This window comes from Moorella glycerini, from assembly GCF_009735625.1.
GTDB lineage: Bacteria > Bacillota > DSM-521 > Neomoorellales > Neomoorellaceae > Neomoorella > Neomoorella glycerini.
The window spans coordinates 3,378,141-3,396,612 of sequence record NZ_CP046244.1 but is presented as its reverse complement, the minus strand read 5'-3'; the positions used below and the strand labels follow the sequence as shown (position 1 = coordinate 3,396,612).

The following is an 18,472-nucleotide window of genomic DNA, read 5'->3' as shown; positions in this document are numbered from 1 at the left end:
TTTGGATGGGTGCTCTGTTTGGCGACATTATCATTAAAATATTTGCCGTGAAGGAATTGCGGCGCTGCGCCGGCAGCCAGTTTGATCCGGAAATAGTGGATGTTTTCTGCCGCATCCTGGCCGGGGACGGCCTTACCCTGACCCGAGAGGAGGAAAAAGAGGCCAATCTTATAAATTGAAGATAACGACGCTAATAAGGTGTTGTTGCAAGATATCCTAGTGCTGACCGAAAAGGAATTTTTAAACCAGTGACGAATATAATTTGTGGCTAAATTACCTGGCAGGGAGCCAGGGTAAAAAAGAGAACCATGGAGGTTCTTCGCCGGCGCGGAGCTGCTTCCATGGTTTTTTGTTTGCCAGGAATAGGCTCCGGGCCAGAACTGCATTTCGAAATTTTGGGAGGTAGATATTATGTTTTCCTCAAGAACCATGAGTCGTTTCCTGGTCAATATCGTTTTGCTATTCCTTTTGCTATTTGTTGCTACTGGTTGTAATTCCCGGCAAACGAGTAATAAGCTCAAGGTAGTAACCGGCACCTCTCTTTGGATGACTGCTGTGCAGGAAGTAGGTAAGGACAGGGTGGAAGTAAAGAATATTATCCCGCCGGCCTCCTGCCCCGGACACTTCGACATCAAGCCTTCCGATGTAGCAGTGCTTAGCCAGGCCCGGGTTTTCCTGATGCATGACTGGCAGGGCAAACTTTTTACCAAAGAATTAGTGGCCTCCGCCAAAAATCCCCAGTTAGAAGTGGTTCCGGTAGCCGTAAAGGGTAACTGGATGGCACCGCCGGTATGGCAGCAGGCCCTCCAGACCGTAGCCGATATACTCGCTGAGAAAGACCAGGCTAATAAAGATTACTATAAGGCCAATGCCCGGGAAGCAATGGATCAGGCAGCCAAGGTGGAAAAAGAAATGCGGGCCCGCCTGCAGGCAGCGGGTGCGGGAAAGTTGAAAGTTCTTTGTTCCGACCAGCAAGAGGGCTTTGTGCGCTGGGCCGGTTTTCAGGTGGTAGCTACTTATGGCCGTCCGGAAGAACTTACGCCACAGCGGGTAAAAGAGCTGGTAGATAAGGGCCGGCAGGCAGGAGTAAAATTGATAATTGACAATCTCCAGAGCGGGCCGGATGCCGGGGCCGGCATTGCCAGGGAACTGGGAATACCCAGGGTTACTATTTCCAACTTTCCCGGCGGCCTTCCGGGAACAGACAAATGGGACCAAGCTGTACAAAAAAACGTCGAATTGCTGCTGGCGTCCATCCCCCACTAGGGAAGAAAAGCAATGGTACCAGTAGTTATTAAAATTAAAAATGCAGTAGTATCCTATCGTGAAGATGTAGCGCTGCGCGGCGTGTCGCTGGAGATTAAAGCAGGGGAAATAATAGGGATCATTGGTCCCAACGGGGCCGGGAAAACGACACTGCTAACCCTGGTCAATGGCCTGGGACATTTGCTCCAGGGAGAGGTGTGGGTCCTGGGCCATAACCTGGCGCGTGGCTGCCCGGCGGACCTCCGCAGTAGAATTGGCTACGTTCCTCAGTTGCCGGTTATTGATCCCCGCATGCCGGTAACGGCCAGGGAAGTAGTCATGATGGGGCGTTACGGCCGACTGGGCTTTTTCCGCCGGCCGGGACCCGGCGATTGGCAGGTAGTAGACCGCATGCTGGAGCTGGTAGGTATGACGGCTTTGTCCGGGCGTCCCATCGGCCATCTTTCCGGCGGCGAACAGCAGCGGGTAGCCATCGCCCGCGCCCTGGCCCAGGAACCGTCAATTCTCCTGCTGGATGAACCCACCGCTTCCCTGGACCGGCGGGCGCAGCAGCAAATATTACAGCTGGTACAACGGATTCACAAGGAACGCAAGTTAACTACTTTAATGGTTACCCATTCCCTGGCGGGGTTGACTGGATTGTGCGACCGCCTGGTGCTCATGAAAAAAGGGCGTATCTGGAAAACAGGAAACCCGGAAGAGCTACTCCAGGACAGGGTGTTGGAGCAGCTATTTTAACTTGCTTGAAAATAGCAACTGCCATTTTCATCCTCTATTAGTGCCGTTTGTCGACATGAGTGTTTCAATTTAATTTTAGGAAGAAGTAGGAAATGTCTATTTTAAGCTACAAGTTTATGCAGGAGGCCTTGCTGGCCGGCCTGCTGGCCGGTATAGGCTGCTCCCTGATCGGTGTTTTTGTCGTTACTATGCACCTTTCCTTTATTGGGGTTTCCCTTGCCCATGCCGCCTTTGCCGGGGCCCTCTTTGCTACCTGGCTGGGATTTGATCCCTTGCTGGGAGCCACACTCTTCAGCCTGGCCGGGGCGGCTGCCATCGGGCCCCTGGCCGACCGGGGCGAATTTAACCTCGATACGCCCATCGGCATTATATTCTCCATCACCATGGGCCTGGCTTTCCTTTTTATGGGCCTGCTCCCAGGTCCCAAAACCCAGGCCTTAGAACTCCTGTGGGGTAGTATCCTGACGGTTACGACAACCGATCTCTGGCTCCTGGCCGTCGTGACGATCATAGTTACCGGGCTGGTAGTCATGTTTTTTAAAGAGATCCAGGCGGTTATCTTTCACCGGGAAATGGCCCGGGCGGTAGGCATACCTGCCCACGAGATCTTTTACAGTATCCTTTTTCTTACCGGCGCTACTGTAACCGCTTCCCTGCGCAGCATCGGCGGCCTGTTAATTTTTAACCTGATTTTAAATCCGGCAGCCGCTGCTTACCAGCTCACCTACAGCTTGAAAGGCATGTTTTTCCTGGCGGTGCTTTTTGGCGTCCTTTCCTGCTGGGCCGGGCTTGGTGTTTCTTATATCCTGGATGTTCCCAGCGGGGCGGCAATCGTTCTTACTTCGGCCGTTATTTTTGTCCTGGCAACAATTTTCTCCCCGAAACGCAAGGTAAAACAGTGGCAAGAAAATGAGTGATTGCAGGTTAAACAATATGCGAGCGCAGGAGGGAGTTATATGCTTACCCACCGCGAGTATTTTAACAGCAAGGCTGATATTTGGGACAACCTGTGTACGCAGGAAGAAAAAGCCAAACTGGAAAATATTATTAAAAAATTAAACATTGCTCCCGGCAGCACGGTGCTAGATGTGGGTTGCGGTACGGGGATATTAATTCCCTATTTACTGGCCGCCGTGGGACCCGCCGGCCGGATAGTGGCCCTGGATATAGCCGAGGCCATGCTGGAACGGGCGCGAAGTAAAGGGTTTCCCGCTAATGTGGAGTTCATTTGCACCGACGTAGTTTCCATACCCTATCCGGATGCTACTTTCGACGAGGTCATCTGCAACTCGGCTTTCCCCCATTTTCCCCATAAACTTAAGGCCCTAAAAGAGATGGCCCGGGTGGTGAAACCGGGCGGCCGGGTTATTATCTGCCATACGGCAGCGCGGGAAACCATAAATAATTTGCATAGATCCCTGGGGGGCGTTGTGGCCGGGGACCAGATCCCGCCGGGCAACGAAATGCTGGGCATGCTGGTAGCTACCGGGCTAACGGAAATAGAGATTGACGAGGGTCTTGATTATTACCTGGCCTCTGGGTTCAAGGCGAGGTATGAGTAGTCGCCAAACTACCAGGAGGATTTTTTTATACGGTTAGAAACCTTGGAGAGTTTTCTTTAAATAGGGGAGGCCGTAGCCCTGCTGGCCGGCGATGCCGTTCAGAAACCCTTTAGCGTTTGCTAAAAAGGCTTCTGAACCATTTTTTATTTTAGGGGACTTGTTTTTTCATAAGTATAACAAAAAGTCATATAAAACATGAAGGAATATCCTTCCGACGGATAGAATGTTATAAACAGGTGACCAATATCCCGACCAAAAGAGGACGCAAAGGGGGTGGAACAAATCCTTTAACCATTTATATCCCTCTTAATTTCATAACCGGAGGTGTTTAAATAAATGAACAGGTCTTTTTCCTCCAAAAACTTCATGATTATAGCAGGTTTGGTTGGCGGGGCCCTGGCAGCCTTTATGACCTACCTTGGCAATCCCGCCAATATGGGCATTTGTATCGCCTGTTTCTACCGGGACATTACCGGCGCCCTGGGTCTGCACCGGGCAGCGATAGTCCAGTATTTACGGCCGGAAATTATGGGGATCGGTTTAGGAGCCTTCCTGTCCGCCCTTGTTTGCGGTGAATTCCGGGCCCGCGGTGGCTCGGCACCCCTGGTACGGTTCTTTTTGGGCGCCTTTTTCATGATCGGTGCCCTGGTGTTTTTAGGATGCCCGGTAAGGGCTGTATTGCGCCTTGCCGGCGGTGATTTGAACGCTGTCGCCGGCTTGGCGGGGGTAGTGGCAGGTGCTTTGATGGGTATTTATTTTCTCAAGCGAGGTTTCAACCTGGGCCGCTGGCAATCTACCTATACAGCGGCCGGCTGGTTGATGCCGCTCTTCATGCTGGGGTTGCTCCTCCTTGCTATTGCCAGGCCCTCATTTATTTTCTTCAGCAAGGAAGGCCCCGGCGCTGCCCATGCCCTGGTGGGAGTTTCCCTGGCGGCAGGCTTACTTATCGGCTTTTTAGCCCAGAGAACCAGGATGTGTTTTGTCGGCGGCTGGCGCGACCTTTTCCTGGTAAAAGATACCTACCTTTTCAGCGGTATTGCGGCCTTTTTTGTGGGTGCGCTGGTGGTTAACGCTGTCCTGGGTAAAATTAATATCGGCTTTACGGGCCAGCCCGTGGCCCATACAAATCAATTGTGGAATTTTTTAGGAATGACCCTGGCCGGACTTACCGCTACCTTGCTGGGCGGCTGTCCCTTACGGCAAACTGTTCTCGCCGGTGAAGGCGATACCGACGCTGGAGTGGCCATCATGGGCATGCTGGTGGGGGCCGCCTTCGCCCATAATTTCCTTCTTGCCTCCAGCCCTAAAGGCCCCGGGCCCTACGGCCCCGCAGCCGTAATAATAGGTCTGGTTTTCGCCGCCGGCGTCGGTTTCTTTATGCGGGAGACTCTGGATTAACGTAATAAGCAGGGGAATGCCAAATGGTTTTAAGCTGGCTGAAAAATAAAGCCGTTGCAGCTCGGGCCGGAACTGCTGATGCCAGGGGTTTGATAATTTTCGCCACGGTGGAAGAGGCTATGCACGCCGAAAAGGTGTTGAAAAAAGCCGGCTTCGACTGCAAACTGGTAGCGCCCCCGCCCGGTATGCGCAAAGGCTGCGACCTGGCCCTGGAAATCGACCTGGTCGAGCAAACGGCAGTGGCCAGGGCCCTTACCGGCAGGGTGTCCTACATGGGTATCTATCCCTTCAAAGGTGAAATAGAACTCCTGCAGGTAGAAAAAGTAACCTGGTTTACCGGGCACGTTATGGTCAAGGCGGGCAATATGAAACTCGTTTTCGATAGAAAGACAGGCGTGATAGTTAATATTTCCGGTGGTGGCTGTCCTGATATCCCCTACCTTTACACCCGGCTGGTGGGCACCCACCTGGAGGCAGCTCCCCGGCCGAGGGACGAGGGCCGTACCTTGTGCGCCCTGATGCTCGACCGCGCCCTGGAAAAGGCTTTAGAAATTTGGAAGGAGGCAGCGTCTACGTGATGCTCATTGCCGGGACCGTCCCGGTAACCGACATGCCCCTGACCTTTGGCCGGGTGGAAAGAGAAGGGAAAAATCTGCGCGTTGACGGCTATAGCTTGCCCTGTACCCAGGGCACAATGGCCATGGTAAGCGCGGCTCTGGCCACTACCTCTTACCTTGGGCTGGAACCACCGCGGGTACTGCTGGCAGGCGATATTGGCACGGGGAAAGGAAGCAGGTTGATTTACCAGTATCTGATAGAACATATAGAGGAACTGGCGCCCAGGGTTTTAGCTCTCCATTATTGTCTGCCCATCGTTACGTTAATGCAAAAGCTCTATACCGCAGTAGAAAAATACCACCCCCGGGCGGTGCTAATTGCCGATGCCGGTTCCATGTACGCGGCCAAGGCGGCAGGTGTAGCGCCACACTTTGATATTTTCACCCCGGACCCCAGTGAAATTGCTTTCCTGGCCGACCCGGAAGCCGTCCACCCGGCTTATATCAGCCGTCATCTGTTCGAGGATGCCTTCGCCCGCGTACCCGACCTAATTAAACGCGCTTATGCTAACGGGGGTGCGGCCAAATGCCTCCTGGTTAAAGGAGCTGTCGATTATATAGTAAAAGATGGAGTTATCGTTGATGAGATTAAAGAGCCGGATATTCCCCAAATGGAGTGCATAGGCGGCACAGGCGATACCATCACCGGTATGGTCACTGCTTTTGCTTATGCCGGGCTGGATCCGGACCAGGCGGCCAGCATCAGCGCCAAAGCAAACCGGGCAGCAGGCCGGAGGGCAAACCCGACGCCTGCCACCAGTGTTGCCGAAATCATTGACCAGTTGCCCGGCATTTTCAGGGAAAGTCTCTGCAGTTGGAGCGGTATTTGCACCAGGTAATTTCAGGATAAAAGGAGGCGATGTTTTTATGGTGGAAGTTGATGTACGCGGGCTTTCCTGCCCCATACCGGTAGTAAAGACGAAAAAGGCTATGGAGCAAAATCCCGGCCAGCCACTGAAAGTCTTAACCGATAATGAAACCTCCAGAGAAAACGTATCCCGGCTGGCAGAAAACCGGGGTTATCAGGTCCAGGTGGAAAAGGTGGCCGGCGGCTACCGGCTAGTGTTGACCCCCGGTAAAAGCTAAATTGGCTTCCCCCAATATTAATCCCCTGGGGAATAGTCGCCAGGGGAAATTTTTTTACTGGCATGGGGCCTACTGACTTTACCAGCCGGCTCAGGGATTACCGCCGGCAGATAGAATGACGGCTCATTTTTAAGGGCTTTTTTTATTGAGAAAGGTTAATGCTATTTTACATAACAAGGCGTCATTAAAATTACGATGGGGTTCAAGGCCTGTGAGTTCCTTAAATTTTTTGAGCCGGAAAAGAAGGGTATTGCGATGGATGTAAAGGGAGCGGGCGGTTTCCGCCAGGTTCAAATTGCATTCCAAGAGGATACGGATGGTGTTTATGATGTTATATTTCCTTTCGGCTAAACCCTCCAGTTTGTTAGTTATAGACTCCATGATTCTTTCATTTTCCGGCGTTTCAACATTTTTTAGCAGGTAGGCCAGCAATACCTCATGATTATAGATGCTTACAAAATGCCCCTCGGGGCATAATCCGAGAGCAAAATTGGCCTGGTGATAGGAGAAGAAGGTATCACAGGGTTCACTAAAGATACTGCCGGCAGCCAGTTTAAACCTTACCTGAGGATAGGTAGTAGCTATCAGGCGCACCATGTCCTGGCCCCAGGAGACCAGCTCCCCCATAGACTGAGGGCCGGATGGTAAGGCCTTAAGGAATACCAGGTTATCATTCAGGATAACGGCCAGATCCTGTTCACCGGCGAGAGGAGGTTTTTCCATGAGGGAGAGAATTTTCTCCCTTATTTTATTTTGTACCAGGTCATGGTATCCCGGAGAACTCCCTCTGGCGATTTCCATGCTACCTGTAACTACGACACGGGGGAGGTAAAGGTTGTAGCCCAGCAAGCTGGCCTGTTCCTCCAGGGACGCCAGGCTTCCCGCGTTTAAGGTTGTTTCTCGCGAAATTAGATTAAGTACCAAATGCTCCTTGGCCTTCTGGCGGGAGGAGAAACGCTCCAGGATGATCTCCCTTTCCAGTAAAAGTTCGGTAGCCATCTTTACCAGCAAGGCGGTGACGCGGACCTCGTCCGGGTTGCCGTATACGCCGACAACACCAACAGTTTTGCCTTCAAAAACTATGGGAAGGTTTACCCCCTGGAGGGCACCGGGGTATTTTTCCAGGTTTTCGGGGTATATGTCTACTGCCTGGCCGGTTACCAGGACATCCAGGGCTCCTTTATGAAAGGTGTTGATGCGATGCTTATGGCCTGAGGCGATGATATAGCCGCGGTCGTTCATGATATTGACATTCCGGTTGACAAGCTCCATAGTGGCATCCACAATCTTTTGCGCCAGTTCATGGGTAAGGATCATTTGTTTGCCTCCTTCATTCCACGGTGGAATGCCCGGAAGGGCATTCTGGCATCTTTGTATATTATGCAAAACATACAATAATAACCTTAAAGGAGAACTATAATAACAGATATTTTGTGCATTGAGCTCTCTATCTAAATAATACTAAAATAGATTTAAACAATCAATACAACGAAAACGCAGGTGTATAGATAATGATTAAGATTACTACAATTATCGAAAATAATCAGGGGAGTCATAAGGGCCTCAAAGCAGAGCACGGCCTCTCGTTTTACATTGAAACGGATACCGGGGGGCCAATCCTTTTTGATACCGGCCAGGGCAAGGGTTTTCTTGATAACGCTGCCCAACTTAATATTGATCTCCGGCATTTGGGAGCGGTGATTTTAAGTCATAGCCACTATGATCATACCGGCGGGTTACGGTACCTCCTGGAGAAGGTGAAGCCGCCCAGGTTATTCGTTTCCAATCATTTTTTCCGGCCCAAGTACCAGAAGGAAGGTATGCGTATTGAGTTTCTCGGCAACAATTTTCTCCCGGAGGAACTTGAAAGGCAGGAGCTCAATATCATCCGGGTTGACGAACCCCTTGTCGAAATACAACCCGGCTTGTATATCATTACTGATTTCGAAGCCACCAACGACTTTGAAAAGATAGATGAACCATTTTTCATTTTTGATAATGACCGGTGGGTTAAAGATGATTTTAAAGATGAACTGGCCCTGGTTGCCACAACTACCCGGGGCCTGGTAATCATCTCGGGGTGTGCCCATGCGGGCATTATAAACATTATCCAGCGCGCCGTTAAGGTACTTGAACGAAGGGAGGTAAGGGCGGTAATTGGAGGAATGCATTTGATCGGGGCTGGTGGTGACCGGCTTTTTAAGACCGCTGCCGCGCTCCTGGCCCTGGATGTACAACATGTGGGCGTCTCCCACTGCACCGGGGAGGCGGCAGGTCACTATCTTAAGGAGGTGCTGGGAGAACGGGTCTTTTTTAATACCACAGGCACAACGGTAATTTTTGATTAGCCAGGAGCCTGGCAGGCACTTATGTGGGTTATCAGGGAAAATAATAGAATATTGCAAGAGGATATTTTGAGGAAGGAGTGAGGTGGCGGGATTAACAAAAAAGGCTCCTCGCTATTTCGTGTGGGTAAAACCAATTATCGAAAAGGAAGTAAATTATTTCTAGCATGTTGAGATTCCATAAATGGTAATTTTAGCCTACAAGACTTGCTAACATTTATGTAAATAAATGACAACAAGAAGGAATATCGCCTTATAGTGTAGAAATGCTGGTCAATACTGGTGGTAAAGGAAGTGGCCAGCATTGCCCGACCAAAACGCCTTATTTGCCCATGCCCTGGGTCTAACCCCTCCCTGGAAGGTTACCGAAGTTATTTTCTCAAAACAAAAAGGGTGCCTCGATATCCATGTTGATTTTGAGCGCGGTGCAAGCTTTAATTGTCCAGTCTGCGGCAAACCTGGAGCCAAAGCCTATGATACGGAGAAGCAGGTTTGGCGCCATCTGGACTTCTTTCAATATCAAGCCTTCATCATCGCCCGTGTACCCCGGGTAGAGTGTAAACACGGCTGCGGGGTCAGGCGAGTTGAGGTACCCTGGGCTCAAGGGGAGGGCGGGTTTACCCTCTTGTTTGAAGCCCAGCTCATGCGCCTGGCCAAAGATATGCCTATGGCTGCCGTAGCCAGATTATTAAACGAACACGATACCCGGCTGTGGCGGGTAGTAAAACATTACGTGGTGGCCGGCAGAGCCAAGGCCGACTTTAGTGGTGTAACCCGCATCGGTATCGATGAAACCTCCGCCCGGAAAGGACACGATTATATCACCCTGTTTGTGGATTTAGATAAGGGCGCATTACTGTTTGCCACCCCGGGCAGAGCTAAGGATACCATTGCCGCTTTTGTAGAAGATTTTATCCAGCATAACGGTAATCCAGAAGCCATTAAGGAAGTGTGCTGCGACCTTTCACCGGCATTTATTGCCGGCCTTAAGGAGCACCTTTCCCATGCCACCATAGTTTTAGACCGTTATCACCTCATGCAAATAGTCAATCAGGCCCTTGATGAAGTACGACGCCAGGAGAGCCGGGAGACAGACCTTTTAAAGAAGACCCGTTATCAATGGCTTAAGAACCCTGCCAATCTGACCAGTAAACAAAAAGCAAGCATAGAGGCCCTTAGCCGTTGCCATCTAAAAACCGGGCGAGCCTATCGCATCAAGCTGGCCTTCCAGGATCTTTTTAACCAGCCTGATCGGAAGAGTGGCGAAGCCCATCTCAAGCGGTGGTATTTCTGGGCGACCCATTGCCGCCTGCAACCGATGATTGAGGCTGCTAAAACGATTAAACGCCACTGGGAAGGAGTGCTAAGTTGGTTTAACAGCCGTATTTCTAACGGCCTCCTGGAGGGTACCAACAGTCTATTGCAAGCTGGAAAAGCAAAGGCTCGTGGCTATCGTAATAAGGCTAACTTTATTACCATCTCTTATCTTATTGCTGGTAACCTGGATTTTGGTTTACCCACTTGATGTAGCGAGGAGCCACAAAAAAGCACCCCTCATACTATAGTCATTGCTTTAAAAATCGATTTTAATGGAGGTGGAAAAAGTTTATGTCTGAACCCAGGTATTCAATTCCGGAAGCTCCCAAAGGGTGGGAACTCGTCCGTATGCTCGGTCCCGGCATAGTCTGGGCCGGCATGGCCATTGGCGGCGGCGAATTGACCCTTAACCCGCGGGTAGGAGCAATATTTGGCATTGTTACCTTATGGATGCCGCTACTGGCCATATTTCTCAAGTGGTTTATGACCGTGGAAATAGGCAGGTGGTCCATTTATACCGGGACCTCTATCCGTGAAGGCTTTGAACTGCTACCCGGCCCTCGCAAATGGCTGAACTGGCTCATCCTTTTTATCGGACTTTACCTGGGGGCCGTGCATATAGGCGGGCTGGTAGCCATGATCGGCATTGTTACCAGCAACTTACTGCCTTTTTTGCCGCCTTATTTATGGTCAATTTTGATCATGGTTTCCTTTGTGGCCTTAAGCTGGAGTGGAAAATACTCAGTTCTTGAAAAAGCTATGATGGTTAGTGTGGCATTATTAACCCTAACGACTTTCGTTGTTTTTATTAAGATCTGGCCGGGACTGGATTTTATCCTTCAGGGCTTTACCTTTAAGATCCCTACCGTTACTCCCGAGTGGGCTGTAACAGGCTTTAAAATCTCCAGGAATCCCCTGGTAGAAATTCTGCCGGCCATGGCCTTCGCGGGCGCCGGTGCCATCAACAGCCTGTGGTATTCGGACTGGATACTGGCCAAGGGTTTCGGTGTTTCGGCTAAGTATCAACTCGGTAGTAGTAATAAAGCTATTCTGGGGGAACTCAAAAACGTAACCAGTGAAGAAGTAAACAAACTCAAGGGATGGTTCCGGGTAATGCTCCACGATTCCTGGTGGGGGGCCAACCTGGTCACCATGCTTGTTACAGCAATTTTCATAGTCAACGCCGTTGTCATATTGAATCCTTTAAAGCAAGCCCCGGCAGGGGTGGGATTCATCTTAACCCTTTCCAAAACCTTCACCGAGACCCTTGGTCCCTGGGCGAGGGAGTTGTACCTTGTTGGTGCCTTCGCCGTCCTGTACAGCACTATGGCAACTTTATATGATGGTTACGCCCGGCTAATCGATAATTCCATTGGCATCGTTTTGCCGGACTGGAAATTATATAACCGTATTAATCCGTTATGGCGTTACCGTATCTGGTTTTTATACGGGACGCTGTGCAATTTCTTCCTCGTTTATCTCTTTAATGCTGTTCCCGTTCAATTTCTCCAGGCCGCATCCTGGGTGGAAGGCACCTTTATGTTGCCGGTTGTCGCTTTCGCTATTGCCTATCTCACTTATAAAGTGTTGCCGGGGTTATATAGTAAGGAACATGCAATCAAGGTGAAGCCGAACTGGATTTTCACTGCCGGCACCATTCTGGCTGGTTGCTTTTATGCCGGGCTTATAATTTACTCCTTCTTCCTGTAAGTTTAAAACAAGCTTGTAGAAACTGCTTATTAACGAATTTAGGGTGGTGCTTATGCTGGCCGATGGGGGCGGGGTTACCCGCCCCCTCTAGATTCCAGCCGGGCAAGCGGCATTATTGACATGTAAGTATTTGCATACTAACCGGCCATGTCTGGAAGGCACAACCAATCATGAAAATAGAAAGAAGTGATTACAAACATCTGATTTTCTGCTACATTGGACTTATCAGGGACAAAGGTTGAGTACATTTTGATGGTATAACCTCGAGTACTAACCTAACCTGATTGCCTTTGAGCACAGCCAATTGTCGCCCCTTGTTCTTAAGGACTTGGGAACAGCACGGGTGTTAAACTTCTTACTTTCTCGGGCAATCATCCCTGAAATCCAATGAAGCAGGAGGAGTTCTTATGCAAGACATCTTGGAAACCTGCTGTGGTTTGGACGTCCATAAAGATACCGTGGTTGCCTGCCTATTAAAAGGCAATATTGGCGAGGAACCGACAAAAACCATCCGCACCTTTTCCACCCTTCTGCCCGGGCTTGATGAACTGAAAGCCTGGCTGGAAGCAGAGAACTGCCGCCATGTGGCCATGGAAAGCACCGGGGTTTATTGGCAGCCTGTATATAACGTCCTGGAAGAAGCCTTTGACGGCAGTATGGTTTTGATTGTTGCCAACGCCCGGCACATGAAAAACGTTCCCGGTAAAAAGACTGACATGAAGGACGCTGAATGGATAGCTACCCTTTTACGCGCCGGATTGTTGGAAGGAAGTTTTATCCCCTCCAAACCTATCCGGGAACTCCGTAATCTAACCCGGTACCGCAAAAGTATTATCGAAGAGATTGCGTCGCAAAAGAACCGCATCGAAAAGCACTTACAAAGCTGCGGTTTCAAGCTCTCCACCTTCCTCACCGATATCTTCGGGGTATCGGGCCGGGCGATTATGGATCACCTTTGCCGTCACGGGAAGATATCCGCCCGGGAAGTAGAGACTTTGGTAAAGGGTCGTGCCAAGAGTAAGCTTCAGGAAATCAAGCAGGCTGTCAATGGCAAAATGGATGTTCACCAAAGGGAGTTCCTCAAGCTTTTGCTGGGCTGGCTGGATCAGCACTACGAGCATCTTCGATTGGTAGAGCAAAAGCTGGAGGAAAAACTTAATCAATACCAAAGACAACTGGAACAACTGGACGGCATCCCGGGGATTGACAAAACCGCTGCCGCCGCTATTCTGGCGGAAATTGGCATCGATATGAGCCGCTTTAAAACTGCGGAACATATCTGTTCCTGGGCGGGCTTAAGCCCCGGCAATAATGAAAGTGCAGGAAAAAAAAGTCCACTCGCACCACCCACGGTAACACCTATCTAAAGCGAATTCTTTGCGAAGTTGCCTGGTCCATCACCCGGGTACGCGACAGCTATTTATCGTCCTGGTACTGGAAGGTCAAGCAACGCCGCGGGGCCAAGAAAGCCCTTATCGCTTTAGCCAGAAAGCTCCTGGTAATCATTTACAACTTACTAAAAAACGGTACAGACTACGACGAGACTGCATTTGAGAAAGCCAAACAAAAGCAAGAAAGGTTTCGGATCAAGAAAATTATTGCTGAGGCCCGGAAGCTGGGACTCGAGGTAAGGGAAGTCGCCCAGGTCGTTTAACACTATACCCTCAAAAAGGATTAACCTGGCTGATGCAAGTTCATGCATCTGCTAGCTTATTATTGCCTTTTTACGCCCTGCCTGGTAGGGTTATTTACTTGATGAAGATCATTTGTTAGGTTATTTTCGTGTTAAAATACTTTATATGAGGTGATTAAATATGCGCACTACCATTGAAATCAGCAATGAAACCCGCGCTAAACTGGTAGCCCTGTCGGCCAGGCGAGGATTACGGGGTTATTCAGAAATAGTAAATGAAGCCCTTGAGGAATATTTAGCAAGGGCGGAGAACCGGGAAAAAGAGATTAACGAGATTCTAAAACTGGCCGGTAGTTTAAGCGAAGAAGAAGGCCAAAAATATGCAGCCCGCGTGAAGGAGTTCTGGTCGCGGTGGGAGTTGTAACCGATACTTCGATAATTATTGGCTTTTTGAAAGGGCACCAGCCGGAAGTTGATTATGTCGAACATGCTTTAAGAAATGGTACGCTTACCATAACAGCTATAACAGTTTTTGAACTGAAGATAGGTCTTGCTGCCAACAGTAAAAGAGAAAGGCTGCTGGCTAAATTTTTTCAGCAGGTTACCATCTTGCCTTTTGATGGCCAGGCAGCTCTGGCGGCGGCCGTCGCTTAAAACGCAGAGGAAAGAATTTAACGCCGATAGGCAGGAATTTTAAAACGTATGTGGAATATAGTCTAACTAGACTTAAGGTCATAAAATAAAATATTCTCATCTCCGAGCCGGAATAACCTAAGGAGCGATCTATGGTGGCCGGCCTGGGCTGCGAGGCCCACGGGGTATACCGGGAAACTGGTATGCCTTCCCAGGTTCGTGTATAAGGAGGTGGCTGATCAATGGCTGATTATGGCTTTTATTAGCCCCACCCTCCTGAGGTGGGGCTTTAGTTTTAGGTGACGCCCTCCCGTTATGGGCGCCTCCTGCCAGATGGTAGAGCCAAGATAAGGAGGCAAAGCTATGTGGGAAATCTATGATGAATTAATCGCGGCGGTACCGCCGGATCTGGAGGTAGAAGATTGCATCGTCGGCCTTAACTGGATCCTGGTCCGTTCCCGGGCTACCGGCCTGGTGATGACGCCCCTGGAGGGCCATCCGCGCATCAAGCTGGCCGGGGAAATAAAAGGCATGCCCGTGCGGGAACTGGCGAAGTACATTAAGTCCTGGAACAATTTCGAAGCCGCCCTGGGCCTGGCGGCCATAAATTCTGTATTGAACACGCCCGAACAAGTAGAGAGCCTCGGTGGCCGGCCTTTGCGCAGCCAGCCCCAGGTGAGCGCTTTTACCGGCTTTCAGGAACAGGTGCGGGGTAAAAAGGTAACTGTTATCGGCCATTTTCCCGACCTGGACCCCCTGGCGCGCAGCTGTAAACTTACGATTTTAGAACGCCGTCCCCGCGAGGGCGATTTACCCGACCCGGCCTGTGAGTATATCCTCCCGGAGCAGGATTATGTCTTTATCACCGCTACCACTCTGATCAATAAAACCTTCCCCCGGCTCGTGGAGCTCAGCCGCCGGGCGCGGGTTATTCTAGTGGGCCCCAGCACCCCGCTGACTTCTGTGTTGTTTCATTATGGTGTTGATACTCTAGCGGGGACCGTGGTTGTGGAACCAGAGATGATACGGCGGGTGGTGCAGGAAGGCGGCTGCCTGGAGATATTCAAGCGCGGCGGCCGTATGGTTCAGGTGAGCCGGGATGAAGGGCTTGCTGTAGCAAGGAGCAGGCAGAGCCGGGAACAGGCCGTTCAGGTAACGGTTGGGGGGAGGTTTACTGCGATTGGCGCTGGCCAGGAAAACTTCGCCTGATATATCCCTGGTCAGGGATCGCTGGAAAGAAATCGCTTTGCCGGCCCTGCCCCTGCTGGCATTCCTGCTCTCTTTTCCCTTGGGCCGTTATGCCATATCCCCCGGGCAACTCCTAACCATTCTGGCGGCAAAGGTATTTCCCATCGAACCCACCTGGCCGGCCACTATGGAAACAGTAGTCTTCCAGGTGCGTCTGCCGCGTATTATCGCTGCCATGCTGGTCGGGGCCTCCCTGGCGACCGCCGGTGCCGCTTACCAGGGGATGTTTAAAAACCCCCTGGTCTCACCGGACATCCTGGGAGCCTCGGCCGGCGCCGGTTTCGGCGCCGCCCTGGCAATTTATTTCTCCCTGGGGGTAATCGGCATCCAGGTCAGCGCCTTTCTCTTCGGCCTCCTGGCCGTATTTCTGGCTTACGCCTTAAGCAGCAGGATCCGCCACGACCCTGCCCTGGTCCTGGTCCTGGCCGGCATCCTCACCGGTACCCTGTTTTCTGCCGGTACTTCCTTAATCAAGTACCTGGCCGACCCCTACGATAAATTACCAGCCATTACCTTCTGGCTCATGGGCAGCTTGGCGTCTATTTCTCCTCGGGACGTTTATGCGGCCCTGGTGCCTGTGCTGCTGGGAATAATACCCCTCTACCTCCTGCGCTGGCGCCTTAACGTCCTCTCCCTGGGGGAAGAGGAAGCCCGCGCCCTGGGCCTGGAAACCGCCGGGTTAAGGTTGATTGTCATCCTGTGCTCCACCCTGATGACCGCAGCCTGCGTCTCCATCAGCGGCATGATTGGGTGGGTGGGATTGCTGGTTCCCCATCTGGCCCGCATGGTGGTAGGGCCCAATTATAAGGTTTTATTGCCGGCCACCATCCTGATGGGCAGCGCCTACCTGCTGTTGGTTGACGACCTGGCGCGGGTGCTGGCAACGGTGGAAATCCCCCTGGGTATCCTCACTGCTTTGATTGGCGCCCCCTTTTTCCTGTATTTGTTACAGCATACCCGGAGGGGATGGTCATGAAGCTGACGCTTAAAGATGTAACCTGTGGCTACTGGGGCCGGGCGGTCGTCAGCGGGGTATCTATGGAGGTAGAGTCCGGGGAAATAATGTGCCTGCTGGGGCCCAACGGTTCGGGGAAGACGACGCTTTTTAAAACTATCTTGGGCCTGATAAAACCACAGGCGGGAGAAATCCTATTCGGGGGTGAAAATATCTGCGATTGGTCCCAGGCCCGGATAGCCAGGGTCATGGGCTATATCCCCCAGGCCCATACCCCACCCTTCCCCTTTAAAGTTCTGGACGTGGTCCTCATGGGCCGGACGGCTCACCTGGGAATTTTCGCCGTGCCATCGCCGGAAGATAAGGAAATCGTTCAAGAGGCCATGGCTGCGTTAAATATCTCCCACCTCCAGGACCGGGTTTATACCGAGATCAGCGGCGGCGAGAGGCAACTGGTACTCATCGCCCGCGCTCTAGCCCAGCAACCTCAAGTTTTAATTATGGATGAACCCACTTCCAGCCTGGATTTTGGCAACCAGGTTATGGTCCTGAGTCACATTAAGAGGCTGGCTCATACCGGCCTGGCCATTATTATGGCCTCGCATTTTCCGGACCATGCTCTCCTGTATGCCAGCAAAGTAATGCTTCTGAAGAAGGGTCAGGTCTACAGCCTGGGCCGGCCGGAGGAGACGGTGACCGAAGAGAACCTGAAAAGCCTGTACGGCGTAGACGTAAAAATAATCCGGGCCGAAATACCGGGTTGCAGTGAGACACGGGTATGCGTCCCGGTAAGTAGGCAAATATTACCGAAAGACACCAGGAGGGAAGAAACATGTTGAAGCGTTTTGCCTGCAAATGGGTTAGCCTGCTCCTGGCCATCCTGATCTTGACTGCCACCCTGGCGGGTTGCGGCTCGCAAGGGAGTGGCCAGAAAGCAACCGGCCAGGCTCCTGCCGGTCAAGCAGCAGCTAACAGGACTATAGTCGATATGGCTGGTCGCCAGGTCACCGTTCCAACCCAAGTCAACAAGGTCTTCGCCACCAGCCCGGTGGGGAGCATCATGGTTTATACCCTGGCGCCGGAGAAACTGGCGGGGTGGAACTATGATTTAAACGAGGTAGAGAGAAAGTTTATCCTGCCCGAGTACCAGAAATTGCCCAACCTGGGGGGCTGGTATGCTAAAAACACGGCCAATATCGAGGAGATCTTAAAAATCCACCCCCAGGTCATCGTTTCCATGGGCTACATGGACAACACGGCCCTTTCCCAGGCTGAACAGATCCAGAAGCAGTTGCAGATACCGGTGGTTATGGTTGACGGCGAACTCACGAAACTGGATCAAGCCTATGAATTCATGGGCGACCTGCTGGGAGATAAACGGCGGGCACAGGAACTGGCGGCTTATTGCCGGGACACTATCAATGAGGTTGCCGCTAAAGTTAAGGCAATACCGCTGGATAGGAAGGTACGGGTTTACTACGCCGAAGGGTCCAACGGCCTGCAAACGGATCCCGCTACTTCCCAGCATACCCAGGTACTGGACTTTGTCGGCGGTATTAACGTGGCGGCCATTCCACCCCAGCGCGGCCCGGGGGGCATGGGGATGAGCTCCGTTTCCCTGGAACAGGTGCTATCCTGGGATCCCGATGTGATTCTCTCCTGGAATGTAGCCCAGGGAGGCGCCTACGAAACTATCCTGCAAGACCCTAAATGGCAGAGCCTTAGAGCTGTGAAAAACCACCGCGTCTACCAGGTTCCTCACGGGCCCTTCAACTGGTTCGACCGGCCGCCCTCTGTCAACCGTATCATCGGGGTGAAGTGGCTGGCCAACCTCCTTTATCCGGATGTTTTTAATTATAACCTGGTGGCAACGGTCAAGGATTTTTATGCCAGGTTCTACCACTATAATTTATCCGAGCAGGAAACTGATGCCCTTCTGGCCGGGGCCAGGGGGAAATAGAGAA

General features: G+C 51.5%; 19 protein-coding genes, 1 pseudogene and 1 riboswitch. Of the genes and pseudogenes, 19 read left to right on the top strand and 1 reads right to left on the bottom strand.

Annotation, left to right across the window (positions count from 1 at the left end):
* The first annotated feature begins 5 nt into the window (after positions 1-5).
* The 9 genes from MGLY_RS16920 (at position 6) to MGLY_RS16880 (ending at position 6,667) form a co-directional block, all read left to right on the top strand.
* A complete protein-coding gene (locus MGLY_RS16920; protein ID WP_156275861.1) occupies positions 6-179 on the top strand; it encodes a hypothetical protein in 174 nt (57 codons plus the stop codon).
* A 232-nt stretch (positions 180-411) separates the two neighbouring features.
* The gene (locus tag MGLY_RS16915) at positions 412-1,266 is read left to right on the top strand and encodes a metal ABC transporter substrate-binding protein (RefSeq protein WP_156275859.1); all 855 of its coding nucleotides are present in this window, start codon (positions 412-414) and stop codon (positions 1,264-1,266) included.
* Between the two features lie 12 nt (positions 1,267-1,278).
* Positions 1,279-2,004, top strand: coding sequence for a metal ABC transporter ATP-binding protein (locus MGLY_RS16910; protein WP_156275857.1), 726 nt, complete (start codon positions 1,279-1,281; stop codon positions 2,002-2,004).
* A gap of 92 nt (positions 2,005-2,096) precedes the next feature.
* Positions 2,097-2,921 (top strand): metal ABC transporter permease, encoded by an 825-nt coding sequence (locus MGLY_RS16905; protein WP_170291158.1) that lies wholly within the window; start codon positions 2,097-2,099, stop codon positions 2,919-2,921.
* A 39-nt stretch (positions 2,922-2,960) separates the two neighbouring features.
* Positions 2,961-3,566, top strand: a complete 606-nt coding sequence (locus MGLY_RS16900; RefSeq protein WP_156275855.1) for a class I SAM-dependent methyltransferase — start codon at positions 2,961-2,963, stop codon at positions 3,564-3,566.
* 336 nt (positions 3,567-3,902) lie between these two features.
* On the top strand, positions 3,903-4,964 hold the full coding sequence (gene yedE / locus MGLY_RS16895) for a YedE family putative selenium transporter (protein ID WP_156275853.1): 1,062 nt from the start codon (positions 3,903-3,905) through the stop codon (positions 4,962-4,964).
* Between the two features lie 23 nt (positions 4,965-4,987).
* Positions 4,988-5,542 (top strand): putative Se/S carrier protein, encoded by a 555-nt coding sequence (locus MGLY_RS16890; protein ID WP_170291157.1) that lies wholly within the window; start codon positions 4,988-4,990, stop codon positions 5,540-5,542.
* Complete coding sequence (locus tag MGLY_RS16885; RefSeq protein ID WP_156276582.1) at positions 5,542-6,420, top strand: NAD(P)H-hydrate dehydratase; 879 nt, start codon at positions 5,542-5,544, stop codon at positions 6,418-6,420. Before MGLY_RS16890 ends, MGLY_RS16885 begins: the two co-directional genes overlap by 1 nt.
* Before the next feature lie 28 nt (positions 6,421-6,448).
* Positions 6,449-6,667: a sulfurtransferase TusA family protein gene (locus MGLY_RS16880; protein ID WP_156275851.1), complete on the top strand. Its 219-nt coding sequence runs from the start codon at positions 6,449-6,451 to the stop codon at positions 6,665-6,667.
* A gap of 129 nt (positions 6,668-6,796) precedes the next feature.
* Here MGLY_RS16880 and MGLY_RS16875 read toward each other — a convergent pair whose 3' ends face one another.
* Complete coding sequence (locus tag MGLY_RS16875; RefSeq protein WP_156275849.1) at positions 6,797-7,984, bottom strand: CdaR family transcriptional regulator; 1,188 nt, start codon at positions 7,982-7,984, stop codon at positions 6,797-6,799.
* 194 nt (positions 7,985-8,178) lie between these two features.
* Between MGLY_RS16875 and MGLY_RS16870 the strand changes: the two genes are divergently transcribed.
* The 10 genes and pseudogenes from MGLY_RS16870 to MGLY_RS16825 all read left to right on the top strand — a co-directional run bounded on the left by MGLY_RS16870 (position 8,179) and on the right by MGLY_RS16825 (position 18,468).
* A complete protein-coding gene (locus tag MGLY_RS16870; protein ID WP_156275847.1) occupies positions 8,179-9,015 on the top strand; it encodes an MBL fold metallo-hydrolase in 837 nt (278 codons plus the stop codon).
* A 301-nt stretch (positions 9,016-9,316) separates the two neighbouring features.
* Positions 9,317-10,537, top strand: coding sequence for an ISL3 family transposase (locus MGLY_RS16865; RefSeq protein WP_156273076.1), 1,221 nt, complete (start codon positions 9,317-9,319; stop codon positions 10,535-10,537).
* Positions 10,538-10,620: 83 nt separating this feature from the next.
* The gene (locus MGLY_RS16860; RefSeq protein ID WP_156275845.1) at positions 10,621-12,039 is read left to right on the top strand and encodes an Nramp family divalent metal transporter; all 1,419 of its coding nucleotides are present in this window, start codon (positions 10,621-10,623) and stop codon (positions 12,037-12,039) included.
* Between the two features lie 407 nt (positions 12,040-12,446).
* Positions 12,447-13,693 (top strand): annotated as a pseudogene (locus tag MGLY_RS16855) (IS110 family RNA-guided transposase).
* A 160-nt stretch (positions 13,694-13,853) separates the two neighbouring features.
* Positions 13,854-14,096, top strand: coding sequence for a ribbon-helix-helix domain-containing protein (locus MGLY_RS16850; protein ID WP_156275843.1), 243 nt, complete (start codon positions 13,854-13,856; stop codon positions 14,094-14,096).
* Entirely contained in the window at positions 14,084-14,326 is a 243-nt protein-coding gene (locus tag MGLY_RS16845; RefSeq protein ID WP_170291156.1) for a type II toxin-antitoxin system VapC family toxin, read from the top strand. The genes MGLY_RS16850 and MGLY_RS16845 overlap by 13 nt, the downstream gene beginning before the upstream one ends.
* Before the next feature lie 88 nt (positions 14,327-14,414).
* Positions 14,415-14,552, top strand: a riboswitch (molybdenum cofactor riboswitch).
* Positions 14,553-14,668: 116 nt separating this feature from the next.
* Complete coding sequence (locus MGLY_RS16840; RefSeq protein ID WP_156275839.1) at positions 14,669-15,514, top strand: DUF364 domain-containing protein; 846 nt, start codon at positions 14,669-14,671, stop codon at positions 15,512-15,514.
* Positions 15,480-16,529, top strand: coding sequence for a FecCD family ABC transporter permease (locus tag MGLY_RS16835; RefSeq protein ID WP_156276580.1), 1,050 nt, complete (start codon positions 15,480-15,482; stop codon positions 16,527-16,529). Before MGLY_RS16840 ends, MGLY_RS16835 begins: the two co-directional genes overlap by 35 nt.
* Positions 16,526-17,347 (top strand): ABC transporter ATP-binding protein, encoded by an 822-nt coding sequence (locus MGLY_RS16830; protein WP_156275837.1) that lies wholly within the window; start codon positions 16,526-16,528, stop codon positions 17,345-17,347. The genes MGLY_RS16835 and MGLY_RS16830 overlap by 4 nt, the downstream gene beginning before the upstream one ends.
* A complete protein-coding gene (locus MGLY_RS16825; RefSeq protein WP_156275833.1) occupies positions 17,341-18,468 on the top strand; it encodes an ABC transporter substrate-binding protein in 1,128 nt (375 codons plus the stop codon). The genes MGLY_RS16830 and MGLY_RS16825 overlap by 7 nt, the downstream gene beginning before the upstream one ends.
* Positions 18,469-18,472: the final 4 nt, after the last annotated feature.

Bases quoted from the DNA above. Each gene is read 5' to 3' on its own strand.
- MGLY_RS16880 (WP_156275851.1), top strand. From the start codon at position 6,449: ATGGTGGAAGTTGATGTACGCGGGCTTTCCTGCCCCATACCGGTAGTA.
- MGLY_RS16910 (WP_156275857.1), top strand. From the start codon at position 1,279: ATGGTACCAGTAGTTATTAAAATTAAAAATGCAGTAGTATCCTATCGT.
- MGLY_RS16870 (WP_156275847.1), top strand. From the start codon at position 8,179: ATGATTAAGATTACTACAATTATCGAAAATAATCAGGGGAGTCATAAG.
- MGLY_RS16850 (WP_156275843.1), top strand. From the start codon at position 13,854: ATGCGCACTACCATTGAAATCAGCAATGAAACCCGCGCTAAACTGGTA.
- MGLY_RS16825 (WP_156275833.1), top strand. From the start codon at position 17,341: ATGTTGAAGCGTTTTGCCTGCAAATGGGTTAGCCTGCTCCTGGCCATC.
- MGLY_RS16860 (WP_156275845.1), top strand. From the start codon at position 10,621: ATGTCTGAACCCAGGTATTCAATTCCGGAAGCTCCCAAAGGGTGGGAA.
- MGLY_RS16890 (WP_170291157.1), top strand. From the start codon at position 4,988: ATGGTTTTAAGCTGGCTGAAAAATAAAGCCGTTGCAGCTCGGGCCGGA.
- MGLY_RS16915 (WP_156275859.1), top strand. From the start codon at position 412: ATGTTTTCCTCAAGAACCATGAGTCGTTTCCTGGTCAATATCGTTTTG.
- MGLY_RS16900 (WP_156275855.1), top strand. From the start codon at position 2,961: ATGCTTACCCACCGCGAGTATTTTAACAGCAAGGCTGATATTTGGGAC.
- MGLY_RS16840 (WP_156275839.1), top strand. From the start codon at position 14,669: ATGTGGGAAATCTATGATGAATTAATCGCGGCGGTACCGCCGGATCTG.
- MGLY_RS16885 (WP_156276582.1), top strand. From the start codon at position 5,542: ATGCTCATTGCCGGGACCGTCCCGGTAACCGACATGCCCCTGACCTTT.
- MGLY_RS16920 (WP_156275861.1), top strand. From the start codon at position 6: ATGGGTGCTCTGTTTGGCGACATTATCATTAAAATATTTGCCGTGAAG.
- MGLY_RS16830 (WP_156275837.1), top strand. From the start codon at position 16,526: ATGAAGCTGACGCTTAAAGATGTAACCTGTGGCTACTGGGGCCGGGCG.
- yedE (WP_156275853.1), top strand. From the start codon at position 3,903: ATGAACAGGTCTTTTTCCTCCAAAAACTTCATGATTATAGCAGGTTTG.
- MGLY_RS16905 (WP_170291158.1), top strand. From the start codon at position 2,097: ATGTCTATTTTAAGCTACAAGTTTATGCAGGAGGCCTTGCTGGCCGGC.
- MGLY_RS16875 (WP_156275849.1), bottom strand. From the start codon at position 7,984: ATGATCCTTACCCATGAACTGGCGCAAAAGATTGTGGATGCCACTATG.